General features: G+C 63.1%; 27 protein-coding genes and 1 pseudogene. 7 read left to right on the forward strand and 21 right to left on the reverse strand.

Annotated features, from left to right (window positions below; translation table 11 throughout):
• Window positions 1-137 precede the first annotated feature (137 nt).
• Genes ACZ1JY_RS19665 through ACZ1JY_RS19675 form a run of 3 tightly spaced genes read left to right on the forward strand, consistent with a single transcriptional unit; the run spans window position 138 to window position 1,562 of the window.
• The gene (locus ACZ1JY_RS19665; RefSeq protein ID WP_143840427.1) at window positions 138-548 is read left to right on the forward strand and encodes a hypothetical protein; all 411 of its coding nucleotides are present in this window, start codon (window positions 138-140) and stop codon (window positions 546-548) included.
• On the forward strand, window positions 545-1,045 hold the full coding sequence (locus ACZ1JY_RS19670; RefSeq protein WP_086491643.1) for a helix-turn-helix domain-containing protein: 501 nt from the start codon (window positions 545-547) through the stop codon (window positions 1,043-1,045). The genes ACZ1JY_RS19665 and ACZ1JY_RS19670 overlap by 4 nt, the downstream gene beginning before the upstream one ends.
• Window positions 1,046-1,055: 10 nt before the next feature.
• Complete coding sequence (locus tag ACZ1JY_RS19675; RefSeq protein ID WP_465131584.1) at window positions 1,056-1,562, forward strand: hypothetical protein; 507 nt, start codon at window positions 1,056-1,058, stop codon at window positions 1,560-1,562.
• Between the two features lie 269 nt (window positions 1,563-1,831).
• On the opposite strand, the gene ACZ1JY_RS19680 is transcribed toward ACZ1JY_RS19675, so the two are convergent.
• From ACZ1JY_RS19680 to ACZ1JY_RS19770, 19 genes and pseudogenes are all read right to left on the reverse strand, one after another.
• Complete coding sequence (locus ACZ1JY_RS19680) at window positions 1,832-2,716, reverse strand: LPD7 domain-containing protein (protein WP_086491645.1); 885 nt, start codon at window positions 2,714-2,716, stop codon at window positions 1,832-1,834.
• Window positions 2,706-4,658, reverse strand: coding sequence for a type IV secretory system conjugative DNA transfer family protein (locus ACZ1JY_RS19685; protein WP_086491646.1), 1,953 nt, complete (start codon window positions 4,656-4,658; stop codon window positions 2,706-2,708). The genes ACZ1JY_RS19680 and ACZ1JY_RS19685 overlap by 11 nt, the downstream gene beginning before the upstream one ends.
• Window positions 4,642-5,646, reverse strand: a complete 1,005-nt coding sequence (gene virB11 / locus ACZ1JY_RS19690; protein WP_086491647.1) for a P-type DNA transfer ATPase VirB11 — start codon at window positions 5,644-5,646, stop codon at window positions 4,642-4,644. The genes ACZ1JY_RS19685 and virB11 overlap by 17 nt, the downstream gene beginning before the upstream one ends.
• Before the next feature lie 3 nt (window positions 5,647-5,649).
• The gene (gene virB10, locus ACZ1JY_RS19695; RefSeq protein ID WP_086491648.1) at window positions 5,650-6,879 is read right to left on the reverse strand and encodes a type IV secretion system protein VirB10; all 1,230 of its coding nucleotides are present in this window, start codon (window positions 6,877-6,879) and stop codon (window positions 5,650-5,652) included.
• Between the two features lie 3 nt (window positions 6,880-6,882).
• On the reverse strand, window positions 6,883-7,740 hold the full coding sequence (gene virB9 / locus ACZ1JY_RS19700) for a P-type conjugative transfer protein VirB9 (protein WP_086491649.1): 858 nt from the start codon (window positions 7,738-7,740) through the stop codon (window positions 6,883-6,885).
• On the reverse strand, window positions 7,737-8,435 hold the full coding sequence (locus ACZ1JY_RS19705; RefSeq protein ID WP_086491650.1) for a VirB8 family type IV secretion system protein: 699 nt from the start codon (window positions 8,433-8,435) through the stop codon (window positions 7,737-7,739). Before ACZ1JY_RS19705 ends, virB9 begins: the two co-directional genes overlap by 4 nt.
• Window positions 8,436-8,775: 340 nt before the next feature.
• Window positions 8,776-9,720 carry a TrbL/VirB6 family protein gene (locus ACZ1JY_RS19710; RefSeq protein ID WP_465131585.1) on the reverse strand — a complete coding sequence of 315 codons (945 nt, stop codon included), beginning with the start codon at window positions 9,718-9,720 and terminating at the stop codon, window positions 8,776-8,778.
• Window positions 9,721-9,738: 18 nt separating this feature from the next.
• Window positions 9,739-9,954 (reverse strand): EexN family lipoprotein, encoded by a 216-nt coding sequence (locus ACZ1JY_RS19715; RefSeq protein ID WP_086491653.1) that lies wholly within the window; start codon window positions 9,952-9,954, stop codon window positions 9,739-9,741.
• Entirely contained in the window at window positions 9,951-10,670 is a 720-nt protein-coding gene (locus ACZ1JY_RS19720; protein WP_086491654.1) for a TrbJ/VirB5 family protein, read from the reverse strand. Before ACZ1JY_RS19720 ends, ACZ1JY_RS19715 begins: the two co-directional genes overlap by 4 nt.
• Before the next feature lie 3 nt (window positions 10,671-10,673).
• A complete protein-coding gene (locus tag ACZ1JY_RS19725) occupies window positions 10,674-13,085 on the reverse strand; it encodes a VirB4 family type IV secretion/conjugal transfer ATPase (protein ID WP_465131586.1) in 2,412 nt (803 codons plus the stop codon).
• The gene (locus ACZ1JY_RS19730) at window positions 13,078-13,428 is read right to left on the reverse strand and encodes a VirB3 family type IV secretion system protein (protein ID WP_009823962.1); all 351 of its coding nucleotides are present in this window, start codon (window positions 13,426-13,428) and stop codon (window positions 13,078-13,080) included. Before ACZ1JY_RS19730 ends, ACZ1JY_RS19725 begins: the two co-directional genes overlap by 8 nt.
• Window positions 13,425-13,763, reverse strand: coding sequence for a TrbC/VirB2 family protein (locus ACZ1JY_RS19735; protein WP_009823963.1), 339 nt, complete (start codon window positions 13,761-13,763; stop codon window positions 13,425-13,427). The genes ACZ1JY_RS19730 and ACZ1JY_RS19735 overlap by 4 nt, the downstream gene beginning before the upstream one ends.
• Complete coding sequence (locus ACZ1JY_RS19740; RefSeq protein ID WP_056383899.1) at window positions 13,760-14,425, reverse strand: lytic transglycosylase domain-containing protein; 666 nt, start codon at window positions 14,423-14,425, stop codon at window positions 13,760-13,762. Before ACZ1JY_RS19740 ends, ACZ1JY_RS19735 begins: the two co-directional genes overlap by 4 nt.
• Window positions 14,422-14,763, reverse strand: a complete 342-nt coding sequence (locus ACZ1JY_RS19745; protein ID WP_465131587.1) for a hypothetical protein — start codon at window positions 14,761-14,763, stop codon at window positions 14,422-14,424. Before ACZ1JY_RS19745 ends, ACZ1JY_RS19740 begins: the two co-directional genes overlap by 4 nt.
• A gap of 49 nt (window positions 14,764-14,812) precedes the next feature.
• Window positions 14,813-15,757 (reverse strand): phytanoyl-CoA dioxygenase family protein, encoded by a 945-nt coding sequence (locus ACZ1JY_RS19750; RefSeq protein WP_465131588.1) that lies wholly within the window; start codon window positions 15,755-15,757, stop codon window positions 14,813-14,815.
• An 11-nt stretch (window positions 15,758-15,768) separates the two neighbouring features.
• Complete coding sequence (locus ACZ1JY_RS19755) at window positions 15,769-16,380, reverse strand: acyl-homoserine-lactone synthase (RefSeq protein ID WP_465131589.1); 612 nt, start codon at window positions 16,378-16,380, stop codon at window positions 15,769-15,771.
• Window positions 16,381-16,454: 74 nt separating this feature from the next.
• Window positions 16,455-16,787: a helix-turn-helix domain-containing protein gene (locus ACZ1JY_RS19760; protein WP_465131593.1), complete on the reverse strand. Its 333-nt coding sequence runs from the start codon at window positions 16,785-16,787 to the stop codon at window positions 16,455-16,457.
• A pseudogene (locus ACZ1JY_RS19765) lies at window positions 16,773-17,313 on the reverse strand (autoinducer binding domain-containing protein); the annotation flags it as partial. The gene ACZ1JY_RS19760 and the pseudogene ACZ1JY_RS19765, both read right to left, overlap by 15 nt.
• On the reverse strand, window positions 17,213-17,974 hold the full coding sequence (locus tag ACZ1JY_RS19770) for a helix-turn-helix transcriptional regulator (RefSeq protein ID WP_056383903.1): 762 nt from the start codon (window positions 17,972-17,974) through the stop codon (window positions 17,213-17,215). The pseudogene ACZ1JY_RS19765 and the gene ACZ1JY_RS19770, both read right to left, overlap by 101 nt.
• 221 nt (window positions 17,975-18,195) lie before the next feature.
• Between ACZ1JY_RS19770 and ACZ1JY_RS19775 the strand changes: the two genes are divergently transcribed.
• Complete coding sequence (locus ACZ1JY_RS19775) at window positions 18,196-18,765, forward strand: hypothetical protein (RefSeq protein ID WP_465131590.1); 570 nt, start codon at window positions 18,196-18,198, stop codon at window positions 18,763-18,765.
• Window positions 18,766-18,874: 109 nt separating this feature from the next.
• Here ACZ1JY_RS19775 and ACZ1JY_RS19780 read toward each other — a convergent pair whose 3' ends face one another.
• Both ACZ1JY_RS19780 and ACZ1JY_RS19785 read right to left on the reverse strand, forming a co-directional pair.
• The gene (locus ACZ1JY_RS19780; protein ID WP_004212753.1) at window positions 18,875-19,555 is read right to left on the reverse strand and encodes a methyltransferase family protein; all 681 of its coding nucleotides are present in this window, start codon (window positions 19,553-19,555) and stop codon (window positions 18,875-18,877) included.
• Entirely contained in the window at window positions 19,552-19,815 is a 264-nt protein-coding gene (locus ACZ1JY_RS19785) for a DUF2933 domain-containing protein (protein WP_007683380.1), read from the reverse strand. The genes ACZ1JY_RS19780 and ACZ1JY_RS19785 overlap by 4 nt, the downstream gene beginning before the upstream one ends.
• Before the next feature lie 252 nt (window positions 19,816-20,067).
• On the opposite strand from ACZ1JY_RS19785, the gene ACZ1JY_RS19790 reads away from it, so the two are divergent.
• Genes ACZ1JY_RS19790 through ACZ1JY_RS19800 form a run of 3 tightly spaced genes read left to right on the forward strand, consistent with a single transcriptional unit; the run spans window position 20,068 to window position 23,956 of the window.
• Window positions 20,068-21,516: an MBL fold metallo-hydrolase RNA specificity domain-containing protein gene (locus ACZ1JY_RS19790; RefSeq protein WP_031304554.1), complete on the forward strand. Its 1,449-nt coding sequence runs from the start codon at window positions 20,068-20,070 to the stop codon at window positions 21,514-21,516.
• Entirely contained in the window at window positions 21,513-23,051 is a 1,539-nt protein-coding gene (locus ACZ1JY_RS19795; protein ID WP_004212749.1) for a thymidine phosphorylase family protein, read from the forward strand. The genes ACZ1JY_RS19790 and ACZ1JY_RS19795 overlap by 4 nt, the downstream gene beginning before the upstream one ends.
• Window positions 23,048-23,956, forward strand: a complete 909-nt coding sequence (locus ACZ1JY_RS19800; protein WP_004212748.1) for a ribose-phosphate pyrophosphokinase — start codon at window positions 23,048-23,050, stop codon at window positions 23,954-23,956. The genes ACZ1JY_RS19795 and ACZ1JY_RS19800 overlap by 4 nt, the downstream gene beginning before the upstream one ends.
• Window positions 23,957-23,980 lie beyond the last annotated feature (24 nt).

Consider the following 23,980-nt stretch of genomic DNA (forward strand, 5'->3'; position numbering starts at 1 on the left):
GCGGCGCCCCGTCTCCCTGCCGCGGGAGCGTCGTCTCAACATTATATATACCTAATGTTAACCAGAAAATCTAGCATGATGGATTGCGCTGGACCCTGATGGCCTTAAGTTATACATTAAGTGCTCCGAGGTGACGATTGGATGCGGAAGAGCGCATTGCTGGTGAACTATATGAGGTCCGGTTGTCTGGCCGCCGCTGGCGTATCGCCATGCGGAAATCCGACTGGGACCATCTCAACACCGCCATTCCGGCCGATGCCCATTTTCGCTTGCGCAGCGCTCTCGACCATTTTTGCGCACATGGCGGCGACAATCTGCCCGAGCAGCTTTTTCACCCCGTCCCCGGCGCGCAATCCGCGAGGCTGGAGGAGTTTGTCGCGTTCGGCGTCCATGTGATCGGTCGACGCGCCACCGAAGATCCAATCCGAACATTCTTTGTAACGGAAGTGCGCTCGTCGGCCAGCGAACCCGCGCCGGCGGCAACGCCGCAGGCGGTTCAGGGCGACCTGCCGTTCCATCACACCCATTCGAGAGGAGCAGAACGATGAAATCAGACAAGGCAAACAGCATTAGCCAATGCGATGCCGATGCTTATGCCGCGAAAGCGGCGGAGGCCGCGTTCATCCTACTTGCGCAGACCGAGATGCAAAAGATCATGAACCGCAAGGGCCTGCGCTATCGCGACCTGTCGCGGCGGATGGGGGTCACCGAAGCCCGCATCAGCCAGATGTTCGGAGACACGGCCACCAACCTGACGATCAAGACAGTCGCCCGCGTGTTCCATCACCTGGGCGAGACAGCCTATTTGACGACACTCGAGGAGTTTGAACGGCAGCTCGCAGAAGCGCGGGGCGCGCACACCGACGACAATGCGCACCGGTGGACGGTTGTCGGGCTCGAGTCGGATAAATTCCAGATGGCGGGCGACGTCGCGCTCGCCGATGCGCCAACGGCCGCCGACGTATCAGCATCGAACCGTTCTTTCGAGCGCTGGCTGCGCGCGGAAGCAGCGCTACCCCGGCGCACCGCCGCCGCGGCCGCTTGAGGAGCGCGACTTGGCTCAAGATCCTCACGCAGCCGATGCCACCGTCTACAATAATCTGGTTTCGCGCGCGCATCTCCGGACGATCCGACTGACCACCAGCAAGTTCGAACTTAAGCCCGAGGCCCTCGGGCTCGATCCTGATGGCTGGCGCAACGGAATCAGCGCTGCCTTGGCGCAAAGCTTCCTCGAAGCGGAGTCGGGATCACTTTACGGCATATTTGTGTTCGACGTAGTCTGCCGTCAGGGGCGAAAGCGCGTGCTCGGCATTAATGCGACCTATCTGACCAACTACCGAGTAGAAGGAGATTGCGACGATAAGACGTGCGAGCTCTTTCTCGAGCGTGTCGGGAAGATCACCACCTATCCCTATTTCCGGACGCTTGTCGCGACCCTGACCTCGCAGGCCGGGCTGCTCATGCAGCCCTTGCCAATCATGGGAGTTGCGCCGCGAAGCATTGAGGGCGCAAGCATCATGGATGACATACGAACGCGAAAACCCGCCTTACCGAAAAGTTGAGCCAGCTCACGGACAGCCGTATCGTCGAGCCACACGCCTAGAAGACGAGTATCACCGTTTGTTCGCAATTGCTGAAGACGTGCTGCTCGTACGTGAGCGCGAAGCTGCTGCAGGGCCTGCTACGGGCTCTACAGCACCTTACCGAAACCAACCTCCTAATTCCCAAAGGTCCCAAAGGTCCAACAAGACCGACGAACGCGGCAAACGCCGAAATGCTTGACGGAGCGTTTGTCAGCTACTGAATATGGCTTGGAACGAGGCGAAGGCGCCTATCGGGTGCGAGACCGCTGGATAGGTGGGTGAACCTTCGACGATTCCTGTCGGGTGGACACGATGTCAATGGGCTTTCGGTCACGCATTTCCCTGACCATGGCAGGGCGAATTTGATCACCTCGGTCGACGTGGTTTTGCAGTTTCGTGGTCGCGACCTTCATAACACGCGAGATCGCTTCGGGATTGTCGAACAATGCGGTTCGCACGACCGCCTCGATGATCCGCAGCTGACTTTGCGCGGCTCGCTCGTTTCTGTCTCCGGACGCCGCAGGTCGGGATCGCGCCGGTCGCTCGCGAGCCTGTGACTGATCTCGGCCGGACTCCAGGCTGATTGATGGAACAGCAGCCGGCGCGATACTGTTGCGGCTCTTGTCTCGCCGAAGTCGATCCAATTCTTGTAGATCGCGTTCGTTCGGCCGATATCCTCGTACTTCCAAGCCTTGGCGACTGGCCTCGAGCCACGCTGCCCGGCGAAAGGCTTCGCTGCCAGTGACATGAACATTTGACCACCCGCGATGCCGGGCGATGGCGACGAGATCACGCACGACCTCCTCACTCTCGCTCGAGGTGACAAGACGCCGTCCTTGGTCCCGAAATGCAGGCTCCTTCGCCTGGGCCGTCGTGAAGTAGGCCGGTTCGCCCGACCATTTGCCGGTCGACGAAAAGTAGCGCTTTTGCAGGGGCTCCGGTATGTCGCCGGCAGAAATTGATCGGGGCTGAACCCCCGCCCGCTCCTTGCCTTTGTCAGAGGTGCCGGGATCCTTGGGAATGTCGTCACGCGTGTCTTTCCCAGAACGCGGTACGGACTGACCTTCACCAATCGAAATGGCATTGGCGCGCTTCCTGGCGCCCCGCGAATTCTCGGGCTTCTCAGCGGACATGAGCTGTCCTTTCCTGGATAATGGATGTGGATGGCTGCCCGACCGGTGGCAAAAGTGCCCGCTCGACCATCGCCGACACGAAGGCGATCGCGGCGGCCTCGTCGCCCGGGGGCGGCAGTTCGGCCAGGTCGCCCAGAACCAGCATGTCATCCGTGATTTCGGCCGCACCTGCCAGCTCGGCGTCGGTCATTTCCCGCATCACAATTTCCTCCTGTATGGTCCCGCCCGAGCTTGTCGCCGGCTGCTGTGAGACCCCGCTCAGACCGGGTGTGCCAGCGCCCTGCCGCGCAGGTGGGGAAAGCATTGCCGCGATTGGACGGGCGGACGGCACAGGCGGAGCAACCACCCGCCGCGTGAAGCGCGGCATCCGGTAATAGGCGATCTTGCGCCCTCGAATTGGGGGGATGCCGGCGCGAAGGAGCAGGAGCTCGTTCTTCGGCAGCTGCATGAGCTCTTGCGGCAGTAGGAGCGCGCGGCGCTGATCAGATTCCGAGATGCTCCGGTTCGCCAGTAGCCCGTGGATGGTACGGCTGCGGGATTTCACGTTCATCGTGAAAAAGCCGAGCCGTTCGGAAAGTTCGTTCGCGACCTTTAGCTCCTTGGGCGTGAAGACAACCTCAAGGCCGCAATTGGCGATAATCTCGTCGGTGACATCGGGACCGTAGATTGCGCGAAGCTGGGATCGGCTCTGAATGACCGGAACCAGGCGCAGGCCATAGCCGGCGACGTAGGAGAAGCCGCTCGCAATCACCGAGGCTTTTCCGAGCCTGGCGAACTCGTCGAGCAGGACCAGGACCGGGACATTGCTCGCGTCCTCAGGAAGGTCGCGGGTGTTGAGATCCACGAGTTGCTGCAGGAACAGACTGTAGATCGGCGCGATGCGGTCGATATTGTCAGGCGACACGCCAAGGTAAATCGACATGCGCCGACGCCGCACCTCGCGCAGGTCGAAGTCGCTCTCCGAGGTGGCGGTATCGACCATGGGGTTGAGCCAGAGATTGAGCCGTGCGGTGATGGTCTGCTTGATCCCGGAAAAGGTGTTGTCCGAGGCCGAGGTGAAATCCTGGATCGCGGACACGCAAGCTTGGCTGAGGCGCTGGCCCACCCTGCGGGCTTCCTGAAGCGCTGCGGGAAGATCGCTCTTGGGATCGCCAGTCGTGAGGCGGCGGTATATCTCGCCGATGGTGAAGGGCAGGCCCGGGTTGGATGCGACCAGGGCGCCGACGCCGACAAAGGCCGCTCGCGCAGCTTCCGCCCAGAAGGGATCGGATCGCTCCGGCGCGGGGAAAAGCATGCCCGCGATCTTCTGCAGCTCGTTGACGACCTCGATGTCATCAGTCCGCCTGATGTGCGCCAAGGGGTTGTACCGCGCCGTCCGGCCCTCCGCGTCGAGCGGATCGAACAGATGCACGGCCTGGCCGGCACGCGCACGATACCCCGCGCTTGCGCCCCAGTTCTCCCGTTTCACGTCGAGCACGACCACCGAATCTGGCCAGGTCAGCAGATTGGGAATGACGACGCCCACGCCCTTGCCCGCGCGTGTGGGCGCCTCGAGCAGAACATGTTCGCTCCCGCCGAATATCAGGAAACGTCCAGCCTTGCGGCCGACAACGATGCCGGCAGCGGCGCGAAGGCCCTCCCGCCGGATCTCGCCTTCGCGCGCAAACCGCGCGGTGCCGTGCAATGCCGGCCCGCGGCGCAGAATCCCGATTGCGAGGAGCCCGACCACAACAGCGCCCGCCAGCGCCCCGCGCTTTAACCAAAGAATAAGCAGCGGGTCCGCCCGATAGTACCACAACCACGCGGGCAAGGCCGTGATGTCGGTGTTGGGGCCGAGCTGGCCCATCCCAAAGAGGGCAACCAGCACGGCGATGGCGCAGCACAATAAGATGCCGCCGGCAACGGACAGGCCGATGATCCAGAAGTTACGCTGCACCGGCATCGCCCACCTTCGGGTGGAAGTAGACCTCTTCGACCTCGAAGCGGCCGCCATGGCGCCGGGTCTGGACGACCACATCGATGAGCATGCGCAAAAGTCCGCGGATATCATCGCGCGCGAGATCGCGGCCGCCCTCGGATTCCTTGACGAGCAATGTCAGCTGCTCGAAGGCGCCCGCGGCCGAACCGGCGTGCACCGTGGTGATCGAACCAGGGTGCCCCGAGTTGACGTTGCGCAGGTAGAAGAAGGCGGTGCCGTCGCGCAGCTCCTGTAACAGGATGCGGTCGGGGCGCATGCGCAGCGCGCTCTCGAGCAGCTGCTTGGGACCGACCTTTGCAAGGCCCTGCCCTTCGCTCGAATAGACCATGTGAACGACATTGCGATGGGGCACGATGAGTTCGCGCGTGTCCTCGATCGTAAGCAGCCGCTCGTCGGGCGGGATGAGCTGGATGAGTGCTTTCGCCAAGGTCGTCTTGCCGGACCCGGTTGCGCCGCTGACCAGGATATTCTTGCGCGCGGCGACCGCGACCTTGAAGAAGGCCGGCCAGTCGCCCGCGTCGCGAAGTGCCACCAACTCAGTGTCGGTTTCGGTAAGGCCCCGGGCGCTCGCGCGCGTCGTGTCAAAGAGGCCAGCGCGCGCGAGCTGGTCGATCGGCAGGGTTACGGTCGAGGGCTTGCGTATCGTAAAGGACGGGCAGCCGCTCGGCGTCACCGACGGGATCACGATCTGGCAGCGCTCGCCGCCTGGAAGGACGGTCGAACAGATCGGCGTCTGCCCATCGATGTCCTGGTGCGTGAAGCTTGCCGCGGCCACGGCGAGCGTTCCAAGCCACTCGCTGTCGAGTTCGGACAGCTCATGCCATCGCCACCCCTGCCGGTCCTCGACCCCCGCCTCGCCCGGGCGGTTGATGACGAGCTCGGTCACATCATCCGGCTCCAGCAACGGAAGAAGCGGTTCAAGATAATGGCGAAGGACGGCGGTATCGCGCATGGCTTACCGCCGCAGCTCCAGATTGTAGACATCGGCGAAGTTGAAGTCCTTTGCGACGAAGATACCGACCTCCTCGCCCTGGTTCTTTTTCAGCACCGGCCGGATGTTGATGTTGTTCTGGAGCGCGATCGCGGCCCCTTCGCTCGGCGCGCGCGTGACATTGTTGAAATTGCCGTTGCCGCTCGATGCGGCCTGCCCGGCAATATAGGCGGCGTCATCGACGAGCGAGAGCAGGAGCGCGCCGCCGAACCGTGCCCAGAAGAAGCTGTCGACCGCTCCGGCGAGCCCGGCGCGGCCGAGCGCGTCTGACCCAGGCGAGGCAAGGTCGATGCGGACGCCTTGTGGCGTCACCGCCCGGGTCCAAAGCACAAAGAGGCGGTTCTGCCCCTGTTGGATGCCCCCGCGATACTCGCCGAGCACGCGCGTGCCCTTTTCCATGAGCACGACCCGGCCATTCTCGGAGTACACGTCCCGTGGAATCAGGCAGGACGTGTATCCAGGCTGCGCGGAATTGATGGCCGTCTGAAGGGTACAGGGGATCAATGTCCCTGCGGTGATCAGAAAATTGCGATTGGGGAGCATCGAGGCTCGCGCTTCGCCTACGGCTGAGCTTTGTCGCAGCAAATCCAGCGCATTGGGCGCACCGCCCTCAGCGCTCCCTAGCGTTCCTGAATTTTCGGTCGGTTGCGCGCCCGAGGCCGCCGCCGCCGGACCTTGCGAGGTCTCCCCACCGAGATCGCGCCCGCCATAGGCGATGAGTGTCGATCGTCGCGCCTGGTCGGCCAGGTTCGGCCGGGCGCCCGTCCCTCCTGTCGGTCCTGGCGCCGCACCGGGCTGCATGGCAGGGACGATCTGACCGTCGGGGCCAGGAACCCCTGCTGCAGGATTGAGCACCGGTGCGTTGGGGTCGTTCCCCGCAGCGCCCAGCGGTCTCGGCTGCGGCGCGACCGCCGCGTAATCGACGGTTTCCCGCGCCACGATATCGCGCCGCTCTTGGGCCGCCCCGCCCGGTGCAGTGAGGTCACGATTGGAGGCCTGTTGGCTCGTTCCGGAATTAACCCACAGGATGCCGAGTACCATCGCCGTGCCGGCAAAGATGAGGGCGGTATTGCGCTTGGAAGGCGTCATCCCCCCGATCGGCTCGATTCCCCGCTCGTGAAGGATTTCGTCTTTTTCCGGCGTGAGATCGGCGCTCGGCAGAGGGCGCGAAACGGAGGATGGATCTTCGACCATGGCTCATTCCTGCGGATGTGTGATGGTGCGCTCGACATGGGGCGACCCGGTGTTCGTCCAATGATCGACCCCATAGGGTTCTGGCGCCTGATTATAGATGCACAGCACCTCGCCGCCTCGCCGAAGGCGGAGCTGACGCGCCACGAGATGGACGACGACGAATTCGTCGCGGACGTCGAAGGGGACCAGCGTCTCAGACCCGTCCGGTCGCACGAGATAAATGGCCGGGACCTCGCGGTTTGCCGGGAACCGCAGCACCGTGAACTGACCGTTGTCGGAGACCTCCGACGGCTGAAGGTCGCCGGAGCCCTGCACCTTGTAGTTCATGTTGCGAGGCCCCTCGACGACCGCATGATCGAGGGCGCCGCGAACGGCCCGGCCCTCCAAGGCCGCTGCCTGCATGGCAATCTGTGCAGCCCTGAGACGCTCGGCGCGGTCGGCGTCGTCCCTGGGATATCGGAACCGCACCTGAAAATAGGCTTGGCCGTTGCGGCCCGTGATCGGACCGCTGCGAGCGGTCAACTCGAACGCATAGCTGCGCAATTCGCCTCCGCGCGACGTGGTGACGATGAGATTGGTCGGTCCGGCACGCTCCCGCGGCTTGAGGAACAGGATGTGCCCGGCGACGGCGACCTCCCAAGATATGGTGTCGCCCAGCGCGACGTGCTGGATCGTCTCATCGTCGCTCAGGACAATCTGTGTTGCGGTCCGGAACGTGCCGACGATCCGATAGACCTCGGCCTCTTCATATTCGACGAACTTGACGCGCGGGTCGGACGGACCACCTCGCGGAACTTCGACAGCGTGCGCCGCCGACACAGGCACCAGCGCGCAAATGATGGCGGCGGAGAGCGCCCTCATCGGATCACCTCCGGATCGGCACGATAGTTTTCGACCTGGAATCCCAGCGGGTTCCGGTAGCGATCGCCTTCCGCCATGGGCGCGTTGGCGTAGGCGAACGTGATCGTGGCGATCCAATCGCTGTTCTGAGTGTCGGTCTCGGTCTGGACTGTCCGCGTGAACCGCACATTGGCGACGCGATCGTTGATGAAGGCGATGTTGCGCACACGCGCCTGCACGACCGCATTCTTGCCCCAGACATTCTGGGGACTCGCACCATTATTGCTGCTGTAGAAGCGTGCCCAGCGCTGCTGTTCGGTCGGTTGCGAAAGGATCGTCACGAACCGAAAATTTTCTTCGGCCGCTGCCGGGATCCAGCTTTCGCGGGTTCTCACATACTGGGCGAGGAAGTATTTGGTGACCGCCTCATCGTAGCGCATCGGCCGCTGGGTGAGCGCGGTCTGGACATCTACCGCGCCGGTGGTCTGGTTGACGCGAATAACATAGGGCACGACAGTCTTGAGAGGCGTCAGAGCCGCAACTGCGAAGATCGATGCTGCGGCCAGGAGTGAGGCGATGGCCGCGATGCTCCAAGCGATGCGGGTCGAGCGCAGCGCGTTCCGGATCCTGTCCTGATCCCAGCTTCGTGCGTCCCGGAAATAGCGCTGCAGCCCCGACGCCGGCACCGCCTCCGAACGGTCATCAGCAACTCGCATAGTGCGGTCCCCTTGGTGCAAACGAGATCTTGTCGTCCGAGGTAGACGGCGACGGCACGGCGGGCGGCGGGGGCGGATCGCCGTCTCGTGGGTGGGACAGGGGTGGTATGGGCGGCGCAGCTCTTGGTGCCGTGGTGGCAGGCACTGGCGAGCCAGGCAGGACGCTTCCGTAGATGTTCACGTCTCGCAGGTGACGGCCATTGCAAACCGCGAGCTTCTTGGGCCCGGAAGCACAGCCCGCGACGCCGAGCACAGCTAAGCCACCGACCAGGCAAGCGACGCTGCGGCGGAAGCTCGAGGCGGAAATTCGCGGAAAAAGGAAAGTCATGATGATGCCTCACTACGCCGCTTCGATGGTGCCGCCGCGACGAGCGGCGCGCTCCAAGTTGCGACTGTTGCGCATGACGCGACGCTGTCGGAAGGGAGATGCCATCGTCCCCCAAGCCGTTCCGGCGAAGGCACCCACGCCGGCAGCGGCACCCCCGGCTATTCCCGTCGCGATGGCCGGAGCCTGGAAGAAGAAAATAGTCCCTAGAAAGAGATAAACCGCGAAGATTACGGCAGCGATCGTAACATCTGAGTTGGTTTCCGCTTCAGCCAATGCCGATGCACCAAGATCAGATACTAGTGTTGTGATCGCAATAATTACGGCCATAAGGACGATGTAGTTGAACGCCTGGCCCAGCCATCCATGGAAGAAGCGTCGCGTTGGCTCAAACAACGCCAACGCGACAAAAATCGGTCCCAAAGCGATAATGATTGCAAGGGCGACCTTTGCGAAGATCGTGATCGCGAAGCCAATCGCTGCCGAAAGGCCAGCCACCGCGTAGATCACTATCGCCAACGTCAGAAGCACAAGCTTCCACGGGTTGATATCGAGATAGGTCTCCGCTTCCGCCCTGATCAGCCGGATCACGTCATCAACTTGACTGAAGTATTGGTCGAAAACTGCGCCAGCGGTGCCGATCGTCTTCCCGGCTAGGGCTTGAGCTATCGCGTCAGGCATCCCGTGAAAAAGGGGTTCGGTAATCCATTCGGAATAGGCGACTGTGGTGGCGGCCATGTATAAGAGACAAAGTTTGACCATGCGCGCGAATAACTCGCCCCAAGGTTCGCTGATGATGCCTCGCATCACCATGAAGCCGAACAATACAATGTAGATCACGAGGCCCGCAGCTAACGGTCCGCGAATTACGTCGACAACGTTTGACAGCCGCTCATTGAGAAAAAGGTCGAGCTTGCCGTCAACATTGTCGTAGATCGTCGAAAATATCGTCGAGGACATATGGTGGCTCCGTGACCTTCAGCGGCCCAGAGACTGTTCAAGTTTTTTAGCGTTCTCCACGCTCTTGGCGTTGCTGCATTCCTGCGGGTCGCCATGCGTACCATTGGTACAAGCCTCCAAAATGCTCGACCTCTCTTGGGGTGAGTTGGCGAGTTCGTCCTTCCCTTTGGTTTCGTGGCAGGCGCAAAGTGGTAGGGCCGCTAGAAGAGCGAAGGCTACAGACTGCCTTGTCATTGGGTATCACCAAGAGATTGTTCGAGCTTCGCGAGGGACTTCTCGCCCTGGCGTTGCGACCGAAGACGATCCTCCGCATCCTGCCTCATCCGCAGCGCCTGCAATTGCAGAGCATCGTTCTGGATATGGGCATTTTCGACCCCTACCCTCGCCTGGATATCCATGACCTGCTTGGCGTCCGAAGCCGTATCCAGCGAGGTTCTCAGTTCTTCGAGCCCGGCGGTGCGCTGAGCCGACACGCCATAGGCCGCCTCCGCGATCGCGGCGTCGCGCGCTGCGAGGTCGCCGTTCCGCAAGAGGTTGTCGCGGGAAGCGCGCTCATACGCCGACGCACCCGGCCGCAATTCCGGCAAAGCGATACGGTTGGCGTCCCGGATACGGGTCGCGGAGCTCCCGAGCGAACCCAGGCTGGCATTGTCCGACGACATCAGCCGACTGATGTCACGGGCTTCCCGCGGCAGAAGGTGGCGCATGGCATCGGTGGAAAGAGATGATGCGATGCCGTTGACGTCGGTGACCTGGTTGAAGCTGCCATAGAGCTGCTTCGCTTCTGCGATCTGCTCCTTCCCCTGATCGATCATCGACAGGGTGTTCTTCACCGTGGCCAGCGCCTGCAGATAACCGGAGCTGTCGTAGACGGGGATACCTTGCGCGACTGCAGGCCCCGCCATTCCTAGGGCGATGGTGCCAAGTGCTGCGTATATGCCCTTACCCATAGCTCATCCTTTCCTGATCGATGCAGACCGACGCTGCTGGTGAAAAAGAGGCAGCCATTTCGCCGAGTCGTCGCCGACATCAGCGCGAATGGCATCGAGGAGCGTCACGGTTTCCGTGGTGCCCGAGAGCACCGCGAGCTCGTCGGAGAGGCCGCCCAGGTCCAGTTCCACCACGATCGAGTCATGACCCTGCTTGATGAGGAAGCGGCGAGATTCCGGGTTCAGGTCGTGACGGACGAGCTTGAATTCCGCCTGGGTCAGGCCCAGCCCGTCGATATAATCCGTTTCACGCCCATAGGGGTTGGGCAGCAGGATCTTGGTCGCGACCTGCTCCATGATACTGTGCGAGATATCCGAGCGCAGCGCATCGGCCGGGCTCTGCGTGCCGAAAACCAGGAAGGCGTTCTGCTTGCGGTAGGTCTTCAGGCCATCCTGGGCAAAGGCGCGGAAAGCGTCATCACCCAGCGCCTTCCAGAACTCATCGATGTCGATCACCAGTCGGCGGCCATCCAGAAGGCCGTCGATGCGATGGAACATGTACATCATGATCGGCGTGCGAACTTCCGGATTGTCGAGGAAGTCAGTCATGTCGAAGCCGAGGAACGGCGCATCGAGCGACAAAGCATCGATCTCGTTGTCGAACACCCAACCCAGCGATCCGCCTCGCGACCATTTCTCAAGCCGAGCGCCGATGCCTTCCGGATCGCGCTGGCCGAGCAGCTGGCGCAGGGCCAGAATGGATCGGTTCTCCGGCGAGAGCCGCCCGAGCGACGCCAAGCCTTCGTCGATCATGCGCTCCTGGGTGACGCCCAGCGTGCCGCCGGGCGGTGTCACCAGCTGCCGGATCAGACGACCGAGAAAGACGAGGTTGCGCGGTCCATATTCGAGCGCCCGCAGCGGCGCGAAGCCGGTTGGCTCCCCGTTCTTCAGCGTCAGATAGATCCCGCCAGCAGACCGCACGTAGATCTCGGCGCCGCGATCCTTGTCGATGAAAATCTGCTGCGCGCCCGTTTTCTCGAGCTGCGCCATCAGGAAGTTCTGAACGACCGTTTTGCCCGCGCCCGAGGGACCGATGATGAGCGTGTGACCGAGATCCCCGACATGGAAGTTGAAATAGTAGGGCGATTGCGCGGCCGTCTTCATCAGCGCGATCGCCGGACCCCAATGATTTCCGCTCGGCCGGCCTGCGGGGTAGGTATGAAAAGGTGCCAATGCGGCGAAATTCCGCGATGTGATTGCCGCCGGCCGCGCCCGCCACGCGAAATTTCCGGGAAGCTGAGCCCAGAAGGCCGCCTCGAGCGCCGGCCCTTCCCTCGCTGATACCAGGCCAGCATCCGCGAGCGCGGCCCGCGCGGCCGACAGATTATCGGCGAGTCGCCTCTGGCTCTCGGCAAACACCCCAAGCGAGAAGTGATGTTCGCCAAGGACGAACCGATTGCTTTGAAGATCGTCGGCGGCGTCTTCAAGGTCGAGCGCCTGGCTTGCTGCCGCGTCCTCGGTCGAAGCCATCTGGTTCTGCCGGCGCCGCAGCCTTTCGGCCGCGCGCGCCTTCCCCATGAAGGTGAAGGACTGTGAGACGACGAACGAGAAATCCTGGCCGAGCAGAGCGTTCATCTGACCGGGACGGGTGAGCGCGGGATATTCCCGGATGCCGAAAATGCCCAGCCAGCGGCTCGCATCATGGGCGCGGATCTCGACCGTCTCGCGTCCGAAGATCACCCGCTCGCCGTAGAGTGCTGATCCAAGATGGCCTCGGACCAGCGGCACCTTGGCCTTGGCACCCATCATGACCTGCTCGAGCACTTCGAGCGGCCTGGAGAATAGGAGGCCATTTTGCTCATAAAGAGCGAGCCGCGCGGGGCTGCACCGCCGGAGGAGCTTTTCGATATCGCGCGCCTTCTCCTCGAAGCGGGCCAACTCGTCGGGGTCGACCTCCTCATCGGCCGCCCTGGCTTTGGCGATGCGCTTGAGGAGAAGCCCGGTCCGATCGGCCGAGCCGACCGCCGGTCGCATGATCAGCGTCAGATAATGCTCGTTGACGAACATGCGCTTGGCAGTCACCCGCGCGCGATATTTTTCGTCCAGATCGGCCGCGAAGTCCGAGCGGAATTGGCCTTCGGGATAGTCATCGACCGGGCGGCGAACGATGTGGGTCCAGAGCGCGAGCCGATCGTCGGCAATGTTGCGCCAGGTGCCGTTGAGCTTCTCGTGCCAGTCATTGAGGTGGATCGGATCCGCGGTCTCGAACGCAAGCCCTTCAAGGCGGAACATCATCATGAGGTCGCCGCTATCGAGCGCGATCACCTCCGATGTCACGTGGCGCGCATAGGGCAGATAGCGACCCGGCTCGGCCTCTTGCCGCAATATGCGCCACGGCGTCTTGCGCGGCGGGAGCTGGGCAGCCGCGCTAGCCACGCGCAAAGCCCTTGCGTTTCAGCCCCGCGACCGGGAGCGGCGAATAGGAACTGCCGCCCCACCAGACGCGGTTCCGGCTTCGCGCCTTGGTCATGGTCCAGAGCCACAGCAGCCGGAAGGCGTTGGCATCGTGCCGCACGATGAGCCGTGCGACGGCGAGACAGGCGCCTCCGATGGCGCCGGCATAGAGCGGGTTGCCGCTGACGATCAAAGTGAGACAGGCGGCAAGCGCGATCGGCAACGAGGCTTCGAGCGGCACGCCGAGCCACATCGTAGGGCGCGTGACCGCCAGAAACAACGTCTCCTCGCGCAGCCGCTCGTCCAGGGCGGCGCTCTCCTTCACGCGCCACCCGTGATGGTGTCGACGATCCACTGCGCACTGAAGACGATGAAGATGCCAACGATGACCGTCACCAGAAGGCCGAGGCTGGCGCGCCCGGTGAAAAACATGAACCCGACGATCACGACCGCGATCACCGCGATGGTCTTGGCGAAAGTCCCGGTGAGCCAGGTCTTGATGTTCTCCGCCATCGACGTGATGCCGTCAGCCCCCTGCGCGTGTGCAGGATCGCTCAGCAGCATCGAGACAAGCAGCGCCAATGCCATCACGCCGATGACGCGCAGAAGAAGTCGCGCCCATTGGCGCCGTCCGCCCTGATGGGCGGTGATTGCTGTCATGGATGCTGTCCTTTCTGAGATGCGGCCCCGTCGCCAAACACCATGAGCGAGGCCTGGCTCGCCCTCGCCGCTGTGTTCCACCCGGCTGCGGCCGGTGGCGAAACAGGGGTGTCGGGTGGCGGAGCGAAGGCCGGAGCCGCTGGGGCAACGACCGAGTTTCTGGTCGCCGGCGCCGTACTCCGGATCAACGGAATGACGGCTGACGCACTGGCATAGACCCTGGCGACATAGCCGTTGCGAAAGCCGCGCCGCCGGTCGCCGGTATTGTACAGCGAAAGGGCGGTCGCGATCGCATGATCCCGGCTCGGGGCAAGGCGCGCGACCGCCTGGTAGTTGGTCGCGATGACGCGGGCGGCGGCGGCCAAATTGGAGCAGGGTTCGAACGCATTTTCGACCGAAAGCCCCAGCCAGCCGAGATTGGCGCTGTTAATCTGTCCCAGGCCGAGATCGATGTTGTAGCCTCGACCAATCAGGCTGCGCGCCGCTGCGATTGCCTGCGCCTTGGTCGCGGGCTTTGGCGCGCGCACGCCGGGACTATTGACCCCGATTGCGAGACTGTTGAACCGGCTCTCGGTGTGGACGATCGAAATGAGCGTCTCAGGCGCCACCGTCGGTGCGCAAGCTCCTGCAAGCGAAAGAAGGGTGGCGACATCGAGGATCATTGGTCGCCGCCGTCCAGGCGCTCGATGCCGGCCAGCGAGAAGGTCTGGCGGCGGCCATCGTTGAACGTGATGACCACCCGCCGGCGAGCTGTGGAATCGCGATCATAGACCTTCGTGCGGGCGACGCCGCCGCCGCTACAGCCGGGAAAGGCGCCGCCGGTGGCCAAGCGTTGCCAGAGCTTGGTCATCGGCGCCACGCATTGCGCGTATTGGGTCGCGCCACCGGGATTGGAAAGACAGAGGAGAACCTGGCAGCCCAGGTCATTCGCCGCTGCCGGTGCGCTTGGAAGGGCTGTGGCGAGGGCGAGTATCGCCATGCCGAATATCGCACGTTGCATCGGGTCTTCCCCCGCGAGAGACAGCTCCCGCGTCGGGAAATGCCGTCAGCTATCCGTTGGATTTCACCTCTCTTTTGTTCCGACCGCGCTCGATTTCGGCAATCCCCCCAGCCGGGGGGAGTTGATCGGTTTGCTGTCGCAGGAATTCGGACAGAGCGCCTTCCTGGTCGGGTCGGAGAGCATCGATTGCGGCGAGATGGTCCGGCGGTTCGCCGCCGAGCAGGATGGACGGGCACTGCCCGTCATAATTGCCGAGATTGGGGCGGTGCTGCTGGTAGCCGACCAGCGCGGCAAGCTCGGGATCGAATGCGCTGGCCACCTCGGGCGGATAGGTCAGCCACTGGTTCTCATAGGGCTTCAGCCAGCCGAGGCAGTAGCTGACGATGATGCCTCGGCGCACCGCGTTTGATTGATTCGAGCCGGCGCCATGGAGGGTCGATCCCAGAAATATGATCGCCGATCCCGGATCGGCTTCGATGGCGACCGGCTCCGTGTTGTCGTCACCCTGCCCGCCATTGTGGCTCCCCGGCCAGATCAGCGTTGCCCCATTTTCAGCCTTGAACGGCGAAATCGGCCACATCACGTTGACGAGATATTCGAGCTCACCGGTCGGACCGCGCCACATGTCCTGGTCTCTGTGCGGAAATTGCGCGGGCGCCCCCGGATGCAGCTCGAGCGCTTGCGTGAGGTTGAGCTGCACGGTGTCGCACCAGGGCTCGAGGATAGCGTGGACGAGGCGCATGACGGCGGGGTTTTGGACAAGGCTTTCCACCACCGGCGCGCGCTTCAACAGGCCACCGAAGCGTTTTGTCCGTGGGCCGTAGAATCCGCCCTGGCAGAAAGGCGTGGCGGCAAAACGCGGATGGAGGGATCGATTGATCTCCTCGATGCGCGATCCGGGCTCGACGTCCGGCAGGATGCAGAAGCCGTGCTGCCGCAGCTTTTCGTCGGCATTGGTCGCGGCGGAGATGCCGCGCCGTGCGATCGTGGCCATGATCGCTCTCCTCACGCTGCTGCGGGAAGATCGGCAAGGCCGATGGGACGGAAAATGCCGCTCGCGCGCAGCTGCTCGCGCGTTCGGTCGTCCACATCGATTTGCAAGGCGACGAGGCTTCGCCCTTCCCCGAACGTGGGAAGACCCAATGGTCGGCAAGTCCAGCCGAAACTCAGGATCTGCTGGAACCACGGCCACTCGGCGACCCCGGTGAAGCTGTGGATCTGGTTGGCGAGGGCATATTCGACGAGCGCGGTGACCAGCTGATTGCGCACCTCGAGACGCTCTCGGGCGCGCAATTTTCGCGCAAGGCAAAAGCGGGTGATTTCCAGGATTGCGCTGCCGCGCGGCGGCGCTGCCTCGCAAAGATCTGGGAAGATCGTGCCGAGAATATGCTCGTGTGTCGTCGGCAGAAGCCGTGCGGAGGCCCGGTGTTCCCCGTCGTCCCCCGTAACAACGATGTAGACGGCGCGATCATTGTCGAACTGATCGATTTCGTAGCGACCGGCGATGACCGGAACGTCCCAGCGAAGAAGATCGACGAAGACCCGCTTGCGCTCCTCGAACATGGAGCGAAACAGGCGGTGTTCCATGGCTTGCGAAAAGCCGGTCTCGATGTGCATGACAGCCTCCTTTTGGTGAGGCCTGTCAGTCGATCAGAGGCGGCTTTCTTGCGTTATCCCCAGTTCTGGGGAGATCATCGGCCGAACACATCGGCAAAGCTGATTTGCCCGTCGAACAAGGCGCGAATGGCAAGGAGGGTGCGCTTGGTGACGCCATAGCGGTCGCGCGCATCCTTCACATGCTGGATCACCGTTTCCTGGCCGATGCCGAGGATCTGGCTGATCTCCCAATCGGTCTTGCCCCGCGCGACCAGCGCCACGCATTCGGCCTGCCTTTCGGTCAGGCTCGGGCATTCGGATTGCGGCGCGTGGATCCGAGAAATCTTGCGCGCCGCTTCGAACGCGAAGCTGCCGACGAGCTGCACGAACGGCAGTTGCCGATGGTCGAGCATCTCGCCCGCCGCCATCGCGAAGGAACAGGATCCATTGAGCTCGCCGGGTATATGGGCGGGAACGGTGAAACCGTCGCCCAGCCCGGCCTCGTATGCTTCTCAGGATCGAGCGATCGGCGGCCGTCAGAGAGATGATCGACTGAACCGCCGACCAGGCAAAGCCCACATTGGTGCGATGGCTGGCGCGGTGGATCGGGTCGCTCGCATAGAGACGTCTCGCCTGGAAGCGCTCCACCCAGTCTTGTGGATAGTCGACGATGTGGACCGAGCGAACCGCAGGCTTCAGGTCGACGTGATGGACCAGGGCATAGTGCCGAAAGCCCATGGCCTTCGTGATTTCGGCCATCAGGTCCGACAAGGCCGCAGCGTCCTTGATCGCGCCAGCGACAGCGCAAAAATCCTGAACTTGCCCAAGCCCGATCATCACATGGCCGGCGAGATCAGAGCAGCGCTTCCATGTTGAGATGACCATCGCGAACCGCGCGCAGCACCAGCTGCGTGCGTCGTCGCACGCCATAACGCCTGCGGGCCGATTCAACATATTCGTGCACGGTGTCGCGGCTGAGGCCGAGGATCTGGCCGATCTCCCAGTCGCTTTTGCCTTGCGCGACGAGTGCGATGCATTCGACCTGTCGTGGGCTGAGCGGGACGCAGGTCAATGTCTTCGCTGCCGCGCCCAGCAGCTCGCGGGCACGATCATAAGCGACCGAGCCGAGCAGACGCGCGGTCAGTATCTCCTCTGCGCTGAGCGGCTCGTCGCGCGATCGGGCGGCGGTAAAGATCGCCTCGGGCTCGCCCGGGGTCCGGATCGGCAAGCTATAGCCGGACGCAAGGTCATGGTCCCTGGCGCGTTCGAGGATGCTTCGCTGCCGCGGCGTGAGCTCCAGCACATCGCCGATCCGGTCCCAGGCGAGCCCTGAAGGGGTGCGTGCGCAGGCCGCATGGATGGGATCTTCGAGATAATGGCGCTCTTCGAGCACTTCCTCGAGCCAGGCCGAGGGATAGGTCGTGAGGAATAGAGCCTGCTCGCCTCCGCGCCGAAGATCGACGTTATGAAGCAGCGTGAACCAGCGGAAGCCGAATTCCCGCGCGGCCGCGTCGATCGTTCCATGCAGTTCGCCGAGATTTTCAGCGCGCCCACATTCGGTCGCGAAGCGCGTGAGATCATCGAGGCGGCCGCAGTCTTTTATCTTGTTCGCCATAGAGGGTAGAAGCTCGTCCGCGAGACGACTCCTCGTCCAGACCTAAGCGGCGAGCGCCGCGATTATCAGGACGAGTTGAGAACGATTCGCAATAATCTACGATCAGAATGGATCGCCTATGACACTTTATCTGCCGGCAAAGTGTCATAGCTGACAACCCGTCTGCGGCCGCCGATTTGGGATTCACATTGATCCTGCTTTGTGCTTGATTCCATCATGTTATGTTTCATGCAGGCAAGCCTCTTGAACCCTCCATTCGCTGTGATGTCGCGGCCGTGCTCGAGACGCTGGCGACCGTATCGAGCCGGCCCCGTTATGCCTTCATGCTGCTCAACCTGATCGCCCAGGTGGCTGGGCCAGATGGCAGCGCCGGTCCCTGGGTCAGGCGGAACGATGGGCTCGTTTCCCTGCGCGATTGGCTATGCGACGCATTGACGCCGATGGCCCAGCGTGGTCCGCGCAGCATCACGCTGGCCGAGCGGGTCGAGAGCGACCTCGCTAGAAACGGACTGCTCCCCGGCGATCCGGAGAAAAGGCGCGGCGTGATCGCGGAGGAGATGCGCGCGCGTGTCCGCACAGCCGGGAAGAGCAACCTCAGCCGCGCCGTTTCCGAACTTGTGAACGCCGGTCTGCTCCGCCGACATTATCAGGGCTATCGCGTCGACCATCGGAACCGTGGCGGCCAGCGCCACGCCGTCTATACCTTGATCGGCGATGCTCTGCGTCTAGTGCCGGGCATCAGCTCCACACCGAATCTGCCCGTGCAAGGCGAACTTGCCCTCCCAAGATGATTGCGCAGTCGAACCGGGGTTGCTGCAGTAGTGTGCTGTGAGGTCGGGTAACGATGTCCGAATAATAAGGCCAGTCAGAACGTCAGCATTGACCTTGCCGGCAATTACATCAGCCATTCCCGTCAAAGGATCGCCATGGCCTTCTTCGACGCGAATGGATTGTCAGATTCGGAATGAAGCCGGGCACGCGAGCCATATAATCGCGGTAAACCTCGCCGAAGCTGGCTAGCGCCTCCTTTTCCTCATGCCGAGCCAGCCGAATATACATCACGACGAGCACCGGAAACATAGCAAGGGTCAAAAGGGTCGGCCATTGTAGCAAAAAGCCGAGCATGACGAGAATGAAGCCGACATATTGCGGGTGCCGGATCCGGGCATAAATCCCAGTAAGGGCCAATTGGTGTTTGCGCTGACTCAAGTGAAGGGCCGTCCATGCAACCGAGATCAGCCAGTAACCCACGCCGATCAGCACAAAGCTGGCGATGTGGAATGGACCGTAATGGGGATTAACTCGCCAGCCGAACATCATCTCCAGGAGATGTCCAGCATCGTGGCTCCACCAGTCGACAGCGGGGAAATACGACTGGAGCCACCCCGAAAGCACGAAGATCGTGAGCGGGAAGCCATACATTTCCGCGAAGAGCGCTATGATGAAAGCGCTGAACGCCCCCAAACTGCGCCAGTCTCGTTTAGTTGCCGGCTTGAAGAAGCTGAACGCAAAGAGGATGAAAACGGCGGCGTTAACCAGCGCGAGCCCCCACAGACCATAGCCATAGTCGGCGTGCGTCATCGCGACTCTCCTTCGATGCGGCCGTTGGGATTGGCCGGTAAGCCGGCGGGTGCCTGACCGGGCTCATGGCCATGCTGATGCCCACCATGGCCGCGGTGCATGAACAGGTGCATGAGCGGGCAGGCGAGCAGGATGAGATAGGGCAGCACACCCAGGAAGTGCGCGGTATGCTCGGTGAGGAGGAAGAAGCTAGCGACGAGCAGGAAGCCGATCAGAACGATCTTGCCGCGCTTGCGCATGCGATGGTCATGTTCGCCCATATGCCGTCCTCTTCTGGTCAACGTCCGGGCAGCATAGGCTCGAGTCCAAGGAGCAAGGTATAAGTAGAGACCGAAGTCCCCCGGGCATCGCGCAGGCATGGGTAAGGCGATCGATGGGATCGGCCATCGGCGTTCGGGCGACGCAGCTGTCGGGGAGCAGCAGTCGTGCTGCGGATTTTGCGTATAGGCGTGCGGCGTCCGCGAACCAATGCTGCGCTCACGAACATAATCGTGAGAGGCAGGCCCGCGTCCATGCAAAAGAGAAAGAAACGGCACCATTCCCGCGTGACCATCTTCGAGCGTGAAGCAAGGATCGATCTGGCCAAGCGCCCGGCCGATGGTCTCGGCGTTGCCTTTCTCGGCGCATCGGGAACGGTCACAGGGTCGCGTTATCTGGTGGACGATGGTGAAACTCAGATCGTGGTCGATTCCGGCCTGTTTCAGGGACCCAGGGATCTGCGCCGCCTTAATTGGGCATCGATCCCACCCGAAGTCGCGGATGTCGGCCAGGTGCTGCTGACCCACGCCCATCTCGATCACTCGGGCGCACTACCGCGCATGGCGCGCCTGGGCTGGGACGGGACCGTCCTTGCCACGCGGGCGACCGCGGCCCTGTGCGAGCTCCTTCTTCCCGACAGCGGCCATCTGCAGGAAAAGGATGCGGAGTTCGCCAACCAGCACGGCTTCTCCAGGCACCAGCCGGCGCTGCCCCTCTACACCCAGGCCGACGCGCGTCTGGCATTGCAGCTCTTCCGCCCGATCGAGTTCGGAGCGTGGCATGCAGTCACGGACGGCATCAGGGTGCGCTACCATCGCGCCGGCCACATCCTCGGCGCGGCGTCGATCGAGATCGACTGGAAGGGGCGGACAATCCTCTTCTCAGGCGACATCGGCCGTTACGGCGATGCGGTGATGAAGGATCCCGAGCCGCCCGCGCGCGCCGACTATGTCCTAGTGGAATCGACCTATGGCGATCGGCGCCACGAGCAGGTCGATCCGACAAAGACGCTTGGAGATCATGTCGAACGATGCGTCGAGAGAGGCGGGACGGTGGTGATTCCGGCCTTCGCCGTGGGACGGGTTCAGTCGCTTCTCTATCATTTCTCGCGTCTGCGCGCGCAGGGACGCCTCCGCGACATCCCGATCTTCCTCGACAGCCCGATGGCGATCAACGCGAGCGGGCTGATGTGCGATTTCATGGACGAGCATCGCCTGGCCCGCGCCGAGTGCGAAGCGGCGTGCAGCGTCGCGCACTATGTGCGCGAAGTGGAGGAATCCAAGGAACTCACCGCCAACCCCGCTCCCAAGGTCATCATCTCGGCCAGTGGAATGGCAACGGGCGGCCGCGTGCTCCACCATCTCAAGCGCTTCGCGCCGGATGGGAAGAACCTCATCCTCTTCTCAGGCTTCCAGGCGGCGGGCACCCGCGGCGCCGCCATGATCGGGGGCGCCCGGACGATCAAGATCCACGGCGAGTATATCCCGGTCGAAGCCGATGTCGCCAACCTGACGATGCTTTCGGCGCATGCCGACAGCGACGAGCTCATGCGCTGGCTCGGGTCGCTGCAAGAGCCCCCGCGCCATGTCTATGTCACGCATGGCGAGCCGACCGGCGCCCAGGTCCTGGCGAAGCGTGTCTCGGAGGATCTGGGCTGGGCATGCAGCGTACCGGCGCTGGGTAGCTGGGGCATGCTCGCGTGAAGCCCGGGATCATCGAGGACGCCGAAGTAGAGCCTGTCGCGACGACGCTGCGGGCACACCGCCTCGGCCTGTCGGCTGCCGGAGGTGATCTGATCGCGGTCATGCGCCAAGACTGTCCCGTCTGCCGCTCGGAAGGTCTCGCGTCGCGCGCGCAGGTCGCGCTGCACGCCGGCGGGCGGGAAATCGTCGTCTCGCTGCTGCACAGTTCCGCGGAGGCTCCAGCGCCCGGCGAGATCGGCCTGTCCGAATCCGCATGGCGGCGGCTCGGCGTCAGCGAGGGCGATCCGGTCGAGATCGCGCACGCCCAGCCTCTCGCCTCGCTCGCCGAAGTGCGTCGGCGCATCTATGGCAATCGTCTCAGTGAAGGGGCTTTTTCAGCGATCATGACCGACATCGCCGAGCGACGCTATAGCGATGTCCATCTCTCGGCGTTCATCACGGCATGCTCAGCGGTCCCGCTCGATACGGACGAAACGATCAGCCTGACCAGGGCGATGGTCGATGTCGGCGAGCGATTGCAGTGGTCCGGAGCGGTCATCGTCGACAAGCATAGCGTCGGTGGATTGCCGGGCAATCGCACCACGCCGATCATCGTCTCGATCATGGCCGCGGAGGGCCTGATCATGCCCAAGACATCGTCGCGGGCGATCACCTCGCCGGCCGGCACGGCGGACACGATGGAGGTGCTTGCACCTGTCGACCTCGACGTTTCCGCCATCCGCAAGGTGGTCGAGCGCGAAGGCGGCTGCATCGCCTGGGGCGGCGCCGTCAATCTCAGCCCGGCCGACGATGTGATCATCGGCGTTGAACGAGTGCTCGATATCGATGCCGTAGGGCAGATGGTCGCCTCGGTGCTGTCCAAGAAAATCGCGGCCGGTGCGACCCATCTGGTCATCGATATCCCGGTCGGGCCGACCGCCAAGGTACGCGGAACCGATGCCGCCGATACGCTCGAGCGCGCGCTGAGCTCGGTCGCCCAAGCCTTCGGGCTTCGCACGCGCGTGATGCGCGGCCCCGGCGCGGAGCCGATCGGACGGGGCATCGGCCCGGCGCTCGAGGCGCAGGATATCCTTGCCGTCCTCCAGGGGCAGCCGGGCGCCGAGGATCTCGCCCACCGGGCCTGCGAGCTGGCGGGAGGACTGCTTGAGCTCGCTGACGCGGCCCCGGCCGGCGAAGGCTATGCGCGTGCGCGGGCGTGTCTCGAAAGCGGCGGGGCCTGGGCCAAGTTCCAACGTATCTGCGAAGCGCAGGGCGGCATGCGGGCTCCACCGGTCGCCCGGTTTCAGCAGGATATGATCGCTCCCTATAGCGGCCGCCTGGTGAGTATCGACAATCGCAAGCTCGCGACGGTCGCGAAGCTCGCCGGCGCGCCGGTGGCCAAGGCCGCTGGCGTCGCACTGCAGTGTCGGCTGAACCAGATGGTGGATGCCGGGGCTCCCTTGTGTAGCATTCATGCCGAGAGCCCGGGCGAGCTCGACTATGCGGCGGCCTATGCCGTGAGCGACGGGCCGATCTTCGGGATTGAAGCGCTATGAACCGTCCCGTCCTGTTCGCGCTGCCTGGCAGCGAGGCCCTGGCACAGCCGCTATCCGCCGCGCTCGATGCAGAGGTCGGCACGATCGAGCATCGTCAGTTTCCTGACGGGGAAACCTATCTCAGGGTCGGAAACGACGTCAGCGACCGCGAGGTCATCCTGCTGTCCAGTCTCGATCATCCGGACGCCAAGCTGTTGCCGCTGCTGTTCGCAGCCGACACCGCGCGCGATCTTGGCGCTCGCAGGATCGGGCTCGTCGCCCCTTACCTCGCTTACATGCGCCAGGACATACGCTTCCATGCCGGCGAGGCGGTGACGTCGCGAACCTTTGCTGCGATCCTGTCTCGCCATCTCGACTGGCTGGTGACGGTCGATCCGCATCTCCATCGCTACCATGAATTGTCGGAAATCTACCGCATCCCAACCCAGGTTGTTCATGCCGCGCCGTTTTTGGCCTCGTGGATCAAGCGCAATGTCGCTCGCCCGCTGATCATCGGTCCGGACCTGGAAAGCGAACAGTGGGTCTCGCAGGTGGCGGCCGATGCCGATGCTCCGTTTCTCGTGTGCGAGAAAATCCGATCCGGCGACCGTCACGTCACCATCTCGATTCCGAATGCCCCAGCGTTTCTCGATCGCCAGCCGGTGCTGGTCGACGATATCGCCTCATCCGGTCGGACCCTCACCGAGGCGGCGCGCCAACTGGTCGGCATGGGGTTCGCGCGACCGGATTGCGTGGTCGTGCATCCGCTTTTTGCCGGCGATGCAGCGCAGGTTCTGGGTGGGCTTGTCGAAAGGATCGTCAGCACGAACGCGGTTGCACATGCGTCGAATGATATAGACGTCATGCCAGCGATCGCGGAGGCCGTTCGCCACCGGATTGAATGGCGTGCTGCGCGTCAGTTCTAAGACGGAAATGAACGCCCGGCAAAC

It is taken from the genome of Novosphingobium sp. BL-A-41-Hi4B-X5A (genome assembly GCF_055521705.1).